This window comes from Streptomyces sp. KMM 9044, assembly GCF_024701375.2.
Lineage (GTDB): Bacteria > Actinomycetota > Actinomycetes > Streptomycetales > Streptomycetaceae > Streptomyces.
Genome location: NZ_CP113910.1, coordinates 4,067,597 through 4,080,691, shown reverse-complemented (window position 1 = coordinate 4,080,691; position 13,095 = coordinate 4,067,597). Strand labels below are relative to the sequence as shown.

Below are 13,095 nucleotides of genomic sequence, written 5' to 3'. Positions count from 1 at the left end.
TCTCCTGCCCTGCACCCTCTTTGATGCACCTATGCCAAAAGCCATGATTATCCGTTTCTGCCCCGTTTATTCCGGATCCGTGAAAGTCTGCGAGTGGTGTGCTGTGTCAGTCACCCACGCGGGCTTCGATCTGCTCCGAGCTCGCCATAGCCCCGGCCCACAGACGGGCTTCGGAGACCCGGGCGGGCAGGTAGTGCTGCCATGCGCCGCTGGTGAAGCCCTTACCGATAGCGAAGTCCCCGGTGCCCAGCTGGACGGTGAACGCCTTCGCGTCGCCGTTCTGCCCATAGCCGAGATAGAGGCTGATCGTGCCGTACAGCGAGTCGTAGATGCCGGTCAGCCGCACCTGGCTGTCCAGAGCCGCCACTTCGTCGGAAACCACCGATGAGAAGGTGCCATCAGCGTTCAGTCGGCCGAAATGCCAGACGCCCACCGGGATCGTGGTCTCCTCCAGCGTTTCCTCGTCCAGGACGGTGTCCTTGCCGGTCAGCTCATACCAGAGACCCCAGGCCGAGCCGTCTTCCGTACGCTGGCCCAGGACCTGGCCGGTGTACCCGATGTCCTTGCTCAGCAACTTCGCGGAGTCCAGCTCGACGAGCGTGGACACGGTGAAAGGGGCATGGTCGTACACCAGCGGACCCGGGGCCGTGGCCGCGTCGTCCACTCCGTCCAGGACGATTACCTCGTCGCTGATGGCGGCGCCGCTGTTCAGTGTCAGGCTCCGGCCGTAGCCGGATGTGGTGTCCGCGACAGTCGTTCCGCTTCCCCGAGCAGCGTTCCAGTCAGCCACCAGCTCGACGCCGGCGAAGTTCTCCGAGACCAGCAGCCGTGTCTCGTCCGCGATCTCCTCGTGGGTCAGGACCCTTTGCCAGACGGCGACTTCGTCGATCGAGCCGGGGAAGTAGTACGTGGCGTTGCCGCTCGGAAATTTGTAACGGCCGAACTGCAGCCCTCCGTCGGACGCCAAAGAGCCCGCGTCGGTCGTAAGGGACTGGCCCTGCCGACGGCCGTCCACGTAGAAAATCAGCTCCTCCGTGGCAGGGTCGTAGCTGCCTGCCAGATGGGTCCATACACCCGTCTGGGCGGGGTAGGCGGAATACCTCCCCCAGAGAGTGGAGCCGTCCTGGTCGCGCACGCCGAAGTACCACTTCTTCACATCGGCCAGGTACCAGAGCATGAACGTGTTGCCCCCTCCCCCGGGCTGCGCGAGCACGGAGGCGTTCTTGCCGCCCTCGTCGAGCCGCGCCCAGGCGGAGACCGTGTAGGCCGAGCGGGTCTCCAGCACCGGCTCGCTGGTCTCCGCGTAGGCGGTGCTGCCGTTCAGCGACAGTCCCTTGTCCGTGATCATTTCCTCCAGGGGCTGCCCCTCGGCGTCGTGCGTGACCAGTCCACGCCGTCCTCGGTCATCGCGTAGGGCACCGCCGCCCAGAACCGCGTCGTCGTTGCCGTCGGCAGTAGCCGAGTCGACGGCGACTCCACTCGCCTCGTCGAAGTGCCAGCGGCCGACCGGCCCCTCACCCGCGGCAACGAGGAAGTCGACCACGCCCTGAGCACCCCAGCGCCCGACATCGTCCTTCGCGCGCACGTGCACCCTGTGGGTGCCGGAACGTGAGGGAGTGATGTCTCTGGTCACTGTCGAGCCGCTGATCGCGGTCGACCAGGAGTCCGCCGAAGACAGCTTGTACTGGTAGGCGACGTTGTTCGCGTCCCCGGTGGCGGGCGCGAACGTGAAGGTTGCCTTCTGCCCGGGACCACCGCCCGCCTGGCATGCCGTATCGGTGCAGGCCGAATAGGGGCTACCCACAGTGATCTTCGGCGCATCGGGGGCGGTCGGGTCGACCTTGAAGTAGCACCAGCCGGTCGTCGAGGCGTTCGACGGCCCCGACAGATGACTGCTGCCGCCGTTGTAGTACGAGCGAACCCACGCCCGGTACCGGTACAACTTCCCCTCGGTCAGAGTCGACCAGGACATGGTCAACTTCACCCCGTCGCCCACATACCCGGACGAGGGCCGCAGGTCCCCGTTGCCGGCCGTGGTGTCCGACCATGTGCCGTCGCTGTTCTTGTGGTCGACGTCGAAGTAGACGCGCAGCTGGGCGTCCTTCTCGCCGCCCGGCTTGGTCTGGGTGGTCGCCGCCAAGGCCGGCGTCGGATCGGAGACGATCGCCGGGTCCGACGCGCTGGTCTCGCACACCGTGCCCGAGCCGGTCACCAGGCCGATGCCGGTGGGCTTGTCCGGCAGGCCGACGAAGTCGACGGCGAGGACGGCGTCGTTCTTGAACCGCTTCCACGCCGAGGTGTCCGTCTCATCTTTGGCCTTGAGCATCAGCGTGAGCCGGGAGAACTTGCCCGCCGCGAAGTTCCGCACCGTCGGGGTGAGGTTCTCGTCCGACTCGGCCGGGTTGTCGTTGAACTCGATCGGCGCGTCCGGCGAGTTCGGGTCGCACAGTGAACCCCGGCCTGCCGAGACATGCCGGTCGCCCATCAGGTCCAAATGCTTGGGACGCGAGGACCACGTCGTGGACGAGGAGATGTTGTTCGTACGCACCAGGTCCACCCAGCGAGGGTCGCACTGGAACGCCCACGGCTCGGTCACCCGGAACGTGGCATCCAGGACGTGCTTACCCTTCAGGCTGGCGGGCGAGAACTCGAAGTACAGACGCTGCACATAGCCCGGGCCACAGTAGTAACCGTTCCAGGTACCGCACTTGCCGACACCCTTGCCCAGACCGTCACTGCCGTTACCCCAGCCGTACGACTCATAGCCGTCGCTGCGCAGCAGCGTGCGCTCCGACTCGCCCCAGGTCACCGTCGGATCGATGTACAGCGGAAACGCCGACGGCTCCGTCCCGGTGAGCATCTCCGCATCTGGGACCACCGTCAGCGCGGTGTCGGAGACCTTTACGTCCATGGTGATGACGTTGTCTCCCGCGCCGGGTTCAGTGCCCTCCACGGAAGACGCACCGATCTCGGCGGGATCCGAGCCGTCAGCATCTGTGGGATCCACCGGGGCTGCTGGCAGGGACCTGGCTTGCGCATCGGGCACCGCGCCGGCGGAGTCCCACATCTGGGCGGGCGGGGCCCGGAAGACCCGGTTGCCGTCGTCGTCGACCGCGGTCAGGTTGCCCGCTTTGCCCTTAAGAATGACTCTGCTGCGCAATTACCCGGCGTGATGACGCCGTGCCGATACGGCCTTCAGAGCGCGTCGCAGATGCAGGCAGGCCGGGCGCGGCCGAGCCCTGAAAGCACGGCACGTGATCGCTCGCCGAATTGAGCAGCAGAGTCAAGAATGTCCAGGCTAGTGGTCTTCAGGGAGTAGTCGATCTGTTGAAGTTCTTTCGAGGCCGCGGCCTCGGGTGTCTTGACCACCAGCACGTGGCGGAAGCCCTCCACCGAGGCGGTGATCCTCAGGTCGACGCCCGGCAACACCTCCGGGTACAGCGCGCTGGCCCCGTCCAACTCGGGCTTGGGAAGTTTGCCCGGCCAACCCAGTTGCAGAGACCGTCCCTGCTCGGAAATCTTGATGAGCCGCCCGGCGTCCCCGCCCCCCGGAGAACTCCATCTCCACCGCCGCCGCCTTCGGCGCCACCGTCCCGTCGTCGCGGGCCTCCAAAGTGGCGTCCGGTGCCTGCCATCCCCCGCCGGAAGTGGGCACCCGCACGGGGACCGCGGACTCCTCCAGCGTGAACGTGAATCCGTCCGGGTTGGCGTACACCGTCGTACGCTCCGTCCGCTCACCGGTCACCTCGACCCGTTGCCCCGACTCCTGGGCTTCGGCGAGCGCCTTCTGTCCTTCCGACAGCGGAGGCTGCGCTTCGTCGGCCACTGCAGGCGGGGCCGACACCAGCCCCAGTGTGGTCACCACCGCCAGGACCACCGCCCCAGTCATACGGGACACCGGTCTCCCGTCCGCGCCGTCGGCGCGGCGTCCCCGTCTCAAACTCACAACCCACCCCAGAAATTGAACAAGAAATGATCTTTACCGGGGGCAACCATTGCCATGTACACGAGATAACGAACATCGCGTGATGCAACTGTGACTGTTGAGGTCAAGTCTTCACATCCGGCATCCCTCCGACCACCAGGGGGAAGCCATCGGCCGCGTTCTGCGTACACCACCGTGCCCAGCTGGAGACCAGGGCGCCACAGGCAGTCTCCTGTACCTGCACGATCAGAAGCGGGGCACGGGCAAATCCGCTCACGCCCAGTCCTGAGAACGGGACCGCGAGGTCTACCGGTGATGCCATTGACGCCGATCGGCGAGGGTTCCCGTGGCTCCTGGCTGTGGTGTCTGAGGTGCACAACCTGCAGCCCGGGGGCTAGCCATGGTGGATCGTCGACGAGCGGCTTCGGCTCTGCGGTTGGGTACAGGGTTGCGACTCGTGTGTTGGATGCGCGCCATCAGAACGCGGGCAGGACGGTGGGCAGTGGTCAGCTCACGCTGCGCCGCTGCCTCCTTGAGCAGCTCGTGCGGTTGATGCCCAAGGGCTTCGGCGTCGCTGAGCGCGGTTGCGAGGGCCGGCCAAGCGTCGTCAGCCAAGATGCGTTCGGCGTGGTCTGGGACAGCGGCCCATACATCATGAGCAAAACTGCGGCATGTGTGCTCCTTGAGGCGCCGACGCGTTAGTTCCTCCTGTACTGGGACGAGGGCCTGATCGCTGGCGGTCTGAAGATGCTGGACCGCCTGCCGAGCGGCCTCGGCCTGCTGCGCGTGCTGCTTTACGTCGTGCCACCGGGCGGCGACGATCGTGGCCCATACCAGGGCTGCAGTGAGCGCGGCCAGTACGCTGCCGTCGGGGCCGGTGGCGGTGTGGGCGATGTCACGGGCGGCTTTGCGCAGGGCGTGGGCGGCCTGGTTCTCGGCGCGGATCTGGGAACGCTGAGCGCGGGCGAACGCTCGTGAGGCCGCTCGCAGTTCCGCGTGGAGGTGGGCTGGGGATTTCTGGGCGACTACTTCCATCAGCTCGCCGAGGGCGGTGACGTGGGCCTGGGCATGGCTGTCGTCGGCCATGCCGGTGTGGAGAGTGTCGAGGGCGTCGGTGGCCTGGTGCCAGGGGGTGGTGGGGCGGTCGCGGCGGGCGGTGGGGTGCTCCTCCGGGGCGGTGGTTTCGAGGCGGGCCTTGAGCTTGGGGAGGGTGAGGTCGGGGGCGATCTTTCCGCCGGGGTGGAAGATCTGTTCGCCGTCCTTGTTGAGGTCGCCGGGGCGGCCGACGGCGTAGCCGAGGAGGTCTCCGGACGGTCCGCGGCGGGGTTTGACCGCGATGCCGTCGGCCTGGAGGTAGGCGAGGAGTTCCTCGGCGCTGCTGGCGTGGGGGATGGTGGCGCGGATGCGGTCCTGGAGCCATGCGCGGCTGGTCTGCTGCCAGCCGAGGCGCTGGGCCTTGTGCATCTCGGCCTGGGTGGGCCGAGATCCGGCGGTGCGGTCGCCCTTGTTCAGCCGGCGCAGGCCGTAGTCCTTCTCGATCTGGCGGCAGGCGTCGCCCACCCGGATGCCGCTGTCGTGGAGCCTGGGGCGGCGGCCTTCTTCGCGAACGGTGGTGGCGAGGATGTGGATGTGGTCGTCTGCGTGGCGGACGGCGATCCAGCGGCAGCCAAGGTCGTCGCCGACCGGGGCGATGCCGACGGCTTCGACGATGCGCTGGGCGATCTCGCCCCATTCGGCGTCGGAGAGGTGGCGGTCCTCGGGGGCGGTGCGCACGGGGCAGTGCCAGACGTGGTCGGTGACCTTCTTGCCAAACTCGCTGTTGCGGAGCCGTACGGGCGCGTCGAGGTGGCGGGCGAGCTGGGTGAGGGTGGCGTCCTGGTCGCGGCCGGGGTCGGGCATGCCGAGCATGGCGAAGCCGGCGACGATGTGCGGGTCGGTGTGCTCGTCGTGGCGGCCGGGGCCGTAGAGGTAGGCGAGCAGGCCGCGGGTGTTGGACCCGGCCGGCTTGATGGCGGCGATCACGCGGCTTGGTCCTTCCTGGATTCGGTGGGCTCTCGCAGGGCCTTGGCCATCAACTCCAGCAGGCGGTGGAGCTCGTCGAGGCGCAGGCGGATGTCGGGCGGGGTGAGGTCGCTGTTCAGGGCGCGGGCGATCTGGTTGACGTTGACGCCGATGCGGTTGAGTTCGCGCAGCACCTGGGCGCGGAACATGTGGGTGCGGCGGCGGTCCTCGGACAGTGGCAGGTTCGCGGTGAACCGGCCGGTGATGAAGGCGAGGACGATGTCGGCGGCGAAGCCGGATTCCCCCTTGTAGCCGTGCTCGGCGGCGTCCTCCTGGAGGCAGGCGTGCTCGTCGCCGGTGAACCGCAGCGGGCCGACGCGGACGGTCCGCTTGGTGCCGGTGAAGCGGCGGATCGTCGGCTGGACGCTCTGCACCGCTCGCTCGCCGGCGTCGGGTGCAGGTTGGAGGATCTGCTGCTGGACGGCGTGCAGCTCGTCCGGGTCGGGGCTGCCCTCGGCCCCGACCCCCTCGTCCGGCGCCCCTGGCGCCGGGCCTCCTCCGCCACCCCCGGGGCGGAGATCCCCGAAGACCGGCCTTGAGTCGGACTCGGGATACTACTGGCTCCGCCAGGGGCAGCCCGTCCGAACGCCTGCCGCAAACGCCCCAGCAGCGCAGAGGACTTCGCCAGCAACGGCAGTACGCCGGGGTTGTGATCGGAGTGGAGCGGGTCGTGCGTCATGGATGTTCTCTCCAGAAAGGGACAGGGAGGGCATGCGGGTCGACGGGAAGATCTGATGGAGTTCGAGCACCCACCACCCCATCCACAGGTGTGGACAATCACGCGATGCGCGGGGCGGGGGCCGACAGGCCGGGTGGCCGGAAAGGGTTCCGGCCACCCGGCAGGAGTTCCGGTCAGCTGTTGGCCGGATCGGACTCGGCGGAGGCTTCGCGCTCGGCTCTGAGAATGGCCATCACCTCGGTCAGCCGCTTGCTGCCGATCGTCAGCCCCTTGTCCTCAACTGCCGTTCGGACGAAGGCCCGGGTGAGCTTGCCCTGCTCAGCGGCAGCAGTCCGGCCGATCTCCACGAGTACCTCGAGTGGGGCGCCGGGTGGACGGCCACCGCGCGGCTTGCCCTCTGCGGCCTCGGCGGGCGGTTCCGGAGGCTGGACGGATACGGCGGCCGGTGGCTCAGTGGCCTGGCCGGACTCAACCAGTGGCTCGGCAGGCCGGACGCGCTCGACCGGAGCCTCGGCAGACCGGCCGACTGCGGTGGCCGACTGCTCGGTGGGCCGGCCGGATGGGGTGGCCGGTGGTTCCGACACCTGCGCGGAACCAGGGCCCGAGGGGTCGACAGGCTGCTCGACGAGCTGGTGGATCTGCCGCATCAGCACGCCGAAGGCCACCATCGCGGCGGCCGGGGGAACCGCGGCGACCACATAGTCGAGGAACGGGACGGTGCGGGCGTTGCCCGTACCGTTGACCCCGGCGACGTTCAGCACGATGGAGCCGACCGATCCGATGGCGGTCACGGCGATGGCCCATCGGTCGGTGACGCGGCGCAGGGCCGCGCGGAGCATGAGCAGCTCCCCCGCGACGATGAACGCGTCCAGGGTCGCCGGCCACGCCCAACGGCGGATCGGTGACGTTCCCAGCCCGTGCCGGCCGGCGACGTCGGCCAGGTGCGCGTAGGAGAGCCAGAACGCTCCGGCGGTCAGGGCGACGATGACGATGCCGGCCATGACGAGCGCGTATCGCTCGGCATCGTGCTTGGTCATCGTCGGCTGTCCTTTGTCCGACCGGTCCTCCGGCGACTGGTGGTGCGGTGGATGAGAGAGGGGAAGAGGCCTCAAACGGGGTACTCCTGTGGTTTCGGCGTGGTGCGTCTTTGCCGTCTTGGCCGTTGCAAGCGCAGGTCAGGGCGGGTACGGCAGCGACCTCGGTCTTCCGTCTCGGCGGGTGGTGTCGGAGTCTTCGGCCCGGACGCGAGGGGGCTCAGGTGGTTCGTCGCGTCTGAGCCCGTCGCGGAGTGGCCGTGCCCCGGGTCGAGACGGTGGCGTTGCGTCTTCCGTCTCGGTGGGCAGAGCTGTGACCTGCGTTGATACGGCAAGGACGCCTGGGACGTCGCAAGACGGACCGGGACGGCGTCTTGGGCGGGCGACGCGCTGGTCGTGAGCGTGTTGCCGTCTCGGCCCTGGTTGCCGTCTTGCCTGGAGGCCGTGTGACCTGCGAGGTCACGGCAGGGACGGCAAGGACGGCAACCGGGGAGTGCGGGGCTCAGCCCTCGCAGGGGACGGGGGCGGCGTCGACGGGGTGGACGGTGGGGCAGTACCGGCGCCAGGCGTCGAGGAACCTGTTGCGCATGTAACCCTTGCGCTGCGTCCGGTCGGCCATGCGCACGTTGCCGGACGTGATGCCGAACTCGCGCAGCATCCTGCCCAGTTCGCGGGCCGTCAGCCCGCCACGTCCCCACTCCGACCACGGAGCCTCGGGGTCCTGGCGCAGGTGGTGGAGGAGTTCCTCGGTGGACAGGCTGTCCACCTCGCGCTGGGCGACGAAGACGCGGCGGATGTCGGCGAGGATCCGTGCCCCGCTGGGGTGATCCTCCTCGGCTGCCACTTCGGCGGCGACCATTCTCGTGCACGCGGCTCGCGCCAGGCGGGGCCAGCGCCCGCCTGCCAGGTCGGCGACGATGACCAGGGGTTCCCAGGTGTCGGCGGCGCGGTCCTCGACCGGCATGTCCGGCTCCAACCCCGCGGCCTCATCGAGGAGCGGCCTGGCCCACGCGGCGATGCGGTCACGCAGATCGTGCAGGGCCGGGATGTCACGGCGGGAGCGGAAGGGCTTGACCTTCTCCCCCTCGGCCCGGCGCCGCATGCGGATCACGGCTGCCCGGTCCATGATCGTGTCGGGCAGGTCGCCGATCCCCGCGATGGCCGCCATGGCGAAGGTGGCGAAGCGGTGCGGGGTGTGGTCGTTGCCGACGACCCGGGTCACGTACCGGTTGCGCTGGTGACCGGCGTTGAGCAGGCCGCGCATCTCCTCGTTCTTCTCCGCCTGCTTCGGGGTGCCGAAGATGGTGTCCGCCTCGTCGACCAGGAGCGTGGGCGGCTGCTCCTCGGTGATCGAGCGGAAGATCGCCGCGGGTGTGGTGTTGATGGTAAGCATCGGCTCGTGGACCGTCTCGGTCAGCACGTCCAGCAGCCGGGACTTGCCGCACCGCTTCGCCGGCCCCACCACCGCCAGGCGGGGAGCGTGCTGCCACGCGGGCTGCAGGTGCGTCGCCGCCACCCACAGCGTGACCGCGTCCAGAGCCTCCGGCGAGGGCAGGATCACGAACTTGGCTATCTGCTGCCGCAGTTCGTCCAGCAGTGCCGACCCGTGGGTCGGCTCGAGGTCCAGTATCGAGGTCTCGGCCGTCTCGGCCGACGACGTTTCCTCGGATTCGCGCCGACCGGGGTTGCCCGGCACCGCGACCGGCGGCCAGGCGACGGCACCGGGTGCGGAATAGGGCGCGGGTGTCTCGGGTTCCACTGGGCGGCTCCTCTTCTTGCGTCGCCGGGCGTGCAGGCCCGGCGGGCGCGGGTCGTTCGCGGGGATGCGGGCGATGGAGTGTGCTGGTTGGGCCTCCGGCGTTGGCGCGCCGGGGGCTCACCCGTTTCTCGTGGGCTGTCGGCCACGGGCGGGGAACAGGGACAGTACGTCCACGCCTGGCGACAGTCCAGCGCTTCTGTGTCAGCTCAGCGCAGAACCGACTGCTACGCTGCCGCTCCTTCACGCCGCCAGCCCGAGCAGCTCCAGCAGATCCGCGGTCACCACCCGATAGGCGTTGCCCAGCCGCAGCACCTTGCACGGGTACTCGCCCCGCTTCGCCAGCTCGTACCCCTTGCTCCGCCCCAGCCCCAGGGCTCGATTGCCTGTATCCAGGTCAACGGCCACGGGGAGGGCGAGCAACTCCTCCCGGCTCATCCCCTTCGATCGTCCGGCCGTCGCGTCGTCGCGCATGCAGTGCGCCCCTTTCGGTACAGCCCTCGGCGAACGTGCCCATCACGTCCGGCTCCAGGCGTCCACCAACCAGGATGACCAAGCTAATGTGTCTCTATGACACAACGCGGTATGGATGCTGATGAGGACGACGACGTCCCGGAGTGGGCGGACCGGATCAAGGCCAACGTGGCCGGCGAAGTCCGCCGGAGAAGGAGGGAGAAAGGGTGGAGCGCGCAAGACCTGGCGGACCAGTGCGAGCGGCTGGGGCATCCCATCCCGCGCAACGTGATCGCCAACATGGAGTCCGGACGCCGGGCCAACCTTCCGCTGGTGGACGTGATGGTCCTGGCCACCGCCCTGGAGACGTACCCGGTCTGCCTCATCTTCCCGGTCGGCTACGTCGAAGAGACCCAGGAACTTCCGTTCCGGGACCTCGTGCCCACCTGGGACGCCCTACGACGCTTTACCGGTGAGCAGGAGGTGCCCGGTCACGACGCGGGCCTGGTCCCCGACTTCGAGCATCACGCCAGCCTCGTACGCACCGCCCTCGCCGCGCTCGAAGAGGAAGAACGGGTGCGGTTCGCCGCCAAGGCAGCCACCAGCCGCGCCCAGCAGGAAGAAGCCGAGCGCAAGCGGATCGAGTACGCCGACCAGGCCATCTCCGCCAAGTACACCCTCCGCCATCTCCGCCGCGAACTCCGCGAGGAGGGAGCCAGCCCGCCCGACCTGCCACCCGCACTGGGCGACCTCGATCCGCCCGAAACCAAACTCAACACCACCCTGGAGGAACGCCTTTGAAGGGCTCCACCTACCGCCGCTGCTCCTGCCGCGACCCGAAGACCGGCAAGGAGCTCGGCTTCTCCTGCCCGAAGCGGAACAGCAGGAACCACTGCACCTACTCCATACGCCAGGAGCTGCCGCCACGCGAGGACGGCAGCAGGCGCTCCTTCGCCCGTGGTGGGTACGGCAGTCTCAAGGCGGCCCAGGCCGACCTCGACCACGTACGCGCGCTTCTGGGCCTCGCCGAGTCGGACGACCCCGAGGGCGTGCAGCTGATCGCCGAGATGCTGTCCGAGGTCAGCCGTGCCAAGCTGCCCTTCCCCGATGTGGAGGAGACGAGGCGGCGACTCAACGCCGGCCAGGACCTCGTGGGCAGCCTCACCGTGGGCGAGTGGCTGGACCGGTGGCTCGCGGGCAAGCGCATCCGGAAGTCGGGCATCAGCCGCTACGAGACCGACGTTCGCGTGCACCTCAAGCCCCACATCGGCGACCGAAGGCTCGACCGGCTGCGCGTGAGCCACCTCAGCGAGATGTTCACCGCCATCACCGACGCCAACGCCGAGATCCTGGAGCAGAACGCCCAGCGGCGTGCGGCGGTCGAGGAATTGGCGGCCGTGCCCTGGAAGGGCGTGGAGAACCGGGCTCGCCGCAAGGCGATGAAGGCGGCGATCGACGCGATGCCGCCCTTCCGCCGCGTCACCGGGCCGTCCACGCGTCAGCACATCAAGGCCACCCTCCGCGCCGCCCTGAACGACGCGATCGGCCAGCAGATCATCACGTTCAACCCGGCGGCCCACGTCGAGATCGACCCGGTCCGCAAGCCGAAGGCCCTGGTGTGGACGGACGAGCGGGTCGCCCGGTGGCAGCAGACCGGCGAGAAGCCCTCCCCCGTCATGGTCTGGACACCGGAACAGACCGGTGCCTTCCTTGACTTCGTGGCCGAGGACCGGCTGTACGCCATGTGGCACCTGATCGCCTTCCGCGGCCTGCGGCGCGGTGAAGCGTGCGGTCAGCCCTGGTCGGAGACCAACCTCGACGGGCGCTCCCTCACGGTCACCGGCCAGCTCGTGCAAGACGGGTGGGGCGTGGAAGCGTCGGAGCCGAAGACCGACAGCGGCTTCCGCGTCGTCGCCCTGGACGACGACACCGTCGGCGTCCTGGAGCGGCACCACAAGCAGCAGGAGGTCGACCGCGCGGAGTGGGGCTCGGCCTGGGTGAACACCGGGCTCGTCTTCACCCAGGAGGACGGCTCCTGGCTCCACCCCGGCAAGGTCACCGACCTCTTCGATCGTCTCGTCGCCGCCTCCGGCCTCCCGCCGATCCGGCTGCACGACCTCCGGCACGGCGCGGCCACCCTCATGCTCGCCGCCGGCATCGATGTCAAGATCGTGTCGGACACCCTCGGGCACAGCGACACCCGCATCACGCGGGACATCTACCAGAGCGTCCTGCCCCACGTCGGCAGGAGCGCCGCCGAGGCCACCGCCAAGCTGGTCCCGCTCCAGCGCAAGGCGAAGGCAGAGGAAGCCGCCCGCCAAGCGGAGAAGGTCCGGAGGAAGGCCAAGCGCGCCGAGAAGACCCCGGCTGAGGGCAGGAAGAAGGCCCGGCGGAAGAAGCCCAGGAAGTAGGGCCGAATCCTCCTCCGCTCACGCATCGCTCACGCAAGCCACCCCGCGGCACCCGGGCCGTGTGACGTGTCATACCCCCGAGCAACACAAAAGGCCAGGTCACGGGCTATGTGACCTGGCCTTTTCCGGAGCCCCCTGTCGGATTCGAACCGACGACCTACGCATTACAAGTGCGTTGCTCTGGCCATCTGAGCTAAGGAGGCGCCGCGCACACGCGGAGCGCGCGAAGGCGGGTCCACTGTACACAGAGCCGGTTTCGCCCGGCCACGCGCTTTGAGTGCCGCCGCGCTCACTCCGGTCCGTACGCGAAGGTGTACGGCACCTTCGTCTCCCCGTGCCGGTAGGTGAACTCGCCGGTGCCGCGCAGCCCGGCCAGTTCCCCGGTGCCCGAGCCCTCGACGACCTCGAAGGAACAGTGGACGCTCCCGTCGGGGGTGAAGCGCCCCCGCTCCTCGACGACGAAGGTGCCCTCACGGCCGTCGACACGGCCGCGGACGAGTTCCATCCCCGCGAAGGAGCCGGTCGTGCCGGTCAGGTAGGAGATCGCGTAGTCGCAGGTCGTGGACTCGGCCTCGATGCCCCCCGTGAAGGCGTTGGTGACGGTGGCGTGCGCGAGCCGGGGCAGGGTGTTCTCCGGGCCCACGGGGACCTCCTTCCAGTCGGCGAAGGTGAAGTGGCCGGTGGTCCGGGTGGTGGGCATGGATGTGCTCCTTCGGTCGTGCCGCCGGCGAGGGCTGTCCCGCGCCGGCGGCACGACCATCCTGGGAGCCGTACCT

9 protein-coding genes, 1 tRNA gene and 1 pseudogene are annotated in these 13,095 nt (G+C 68.9%); 3 read left to right on the top strand and 8 right to left on the bottom strand.

Translation table 11 applies throughout. The annotated features are described in order from the left end of the window. Positions 1–106: 106 nt before the first annotated feature. From HUV60_RS18465 to HUV60_RS18450, 3 genes and pseudogenes are all read right to left on the bottom strand, one after another. Positions 107–3,889 (bottom strand): annotated as a pseudogene (locus HUV60_RS18465) (LamG-like jellyroll fold domain-containing protein). A gap of 342 nt (positions 3,890–4,231) precedes the next feature. Next, entirely contained in the window at positions 4,232–5,947 is a 1,716-nt protein-coding gene (locus HUV60_RS18455; protein ID WP_257848363.1) for a relaxase/mobilization nuclease domain-containing protein, read from the bottom strand. Then, on the bottom strand, positions 5,944–6,360 hold the full coding sequence (locus HUV60_RS18450; protein ID WP_269441205.1) for a MobC family plasmid mobilization relaxosome protein: 417 nt from the start codon (positions 6,358–6,360) through the stop codon (positions 5,944–5,946). Before HUV60_RS18450 ends, HUV60_RS18455 begins: the two co-directional genes overlap by 4 nt. Positions 6,361–6,387: 27 nt before the next feature. Between HUV60_RS18450 and HUV60_RS18445 the strand changes: the two genes are divergently transcribed. Further along, positions 6,388–6,525 (top strand): hypothetical protein, encoded by a 138-nt coding sequence (locus tag HUV60_RS18445; RefSeq protein WP_269441204.1) that lies wholly within the window; start codon positions 6,388–6,390, stop codon positions 6,523–6,525. Positions 6,526–6,838: 313 nt separating this feature from the next. Here HUV60_RS18445 and HUV60_RS18440 read toward each other — a convergent pair whose 3' ends face one another. The 3 genes from HUV60_RS18440 to HUV60_RS18430 all read right to left on the bottom strand — a co-directional run bounded on the left by HUV60_RS18440 (position 6,839) and on the right by HUV60_RS18430 (position 9,929). Further along, the gene (locus HUV60_RS18440) at positions 6,839–7,702 is read right to left on the bottom strand and encodes a DUF2637 domain-containing protein (protein WP_257848361.1); all 864 of its coding nucleotides are present in this window, start codon (positions 7,700–7,702) and stop codon (positions 6,839–6,841) included. Between the two features lie 499 nt (positions 7,703–8,201). Continuing rightward, positions 8,202–9,458: a DUF3631 domain-containing protein gene (locus HUV60_RS18435; RefSeq protein WP_257848360.1), complete on the bottom strand. Its 1,257-nt coding sequence runs from the start codon at positions 9,456–9,458 to the stop codon at positions 8,202–8,204. A 240-nt stretch (positions 9,459–9,698) separates the two neighbouring features. Continuing rightward, on the bottom strand, positions 9,699–9,929 hold the full coding sequence (locus tag HUV60_RS18430) for a hypothetical protein (RefSeq protein WP_257848359.1): 231 nt from the start codon (positions 9,927–9,929) through the stop codon (positions 9,699–9,701). Between the two features lie 111 nt (positions 9,930–10,040). On the opposite strand from HUV60_RS18430, the gene HUV60_RS18425 reads away from it, so the two are divergent. Both HUV60_RS18425 and HUV60_RS18420 read left to right on the top strand, forming a co-directional pair. Next, the gene (locus tag HUV60_RS18425; protein ID WP_257848357.1) at positions 10,041–10,709 is read left to right on the top strand and encodes a helix-turn-helix domain-containing protein; all 669 of its coding nucleotides are present in this window, start codon (positions 10,041–10,043) and stop codon (positions 10,707–10,709) included. Further along, a complete protein-coding gene (locus tag HUV60_RS18420; RefSeq protein ID WP_257848356.1) occupies positions 10,706–12,319 on the top strand; it encodes a tyrosine-type recombinase/integrase in 1,614 nt (537 codons plus the stop codon). Before HUV60_RS18425 ends, HUV60_RS18420 begins: the two co-directional genes overlap by 4 nt. Positions 12,320–12,448: 129 nt before the next feature. On the opposite strand, the gene HUV60_RS18415 is transcribed toward HUV60_RS18420, so the two are convergent. Continuing rightward, positions 12,449–12,522, bottom strand: a tRNA-Thr gene (locus HUV60_RS18415). A gap of 86 nt (positions 12,523–12,608) precedes the next feature. After that, positions 12,609–13,019, bottom strand: a complete 411-nt coding sequence (locus HUV60_RS18410; protein ID WP_257848355.1) for a DUF3224 domain-containing protein — start codon at positions 13,017–13,019, stop codon at positions 12,609–12,611. Positions 13,020–13,095: the final 76 nt, after the last annotated feature.

Excerpts from the sequence above, each read along its gene's own strand:
- HUV60_RS18440 (WP_257848361.1), bottom strand. The coding sequence starts at position 7,702 with ATGACCAAGCACGATGCCGAGCGATACGCGCTCGTCATGGCCGGCATC.
- HUV60_RS18425 (WP_257848357.1), top strand. The coding sequence starts at position 10,041 with ATGGATGCTGATGAGGACGACGACGTCCCGGAGTGGGCGGACCGGATC.
- HUV60_RS18430 (WP_257848359.1), bottom strand. The coding sequence starts at position 9,929 with ATGCGCGACGACGCGACGGCCGGACGATCGAAGGGGATGAGCCGGGAG.
- HUV60_RS18410 (WP_257848355.1), bottom strand. The coding sequence starts at position 13,019 with ATGCCCACCACCCGGACCACCGGCCACTTCACCTTCGCCGACTGGAAG.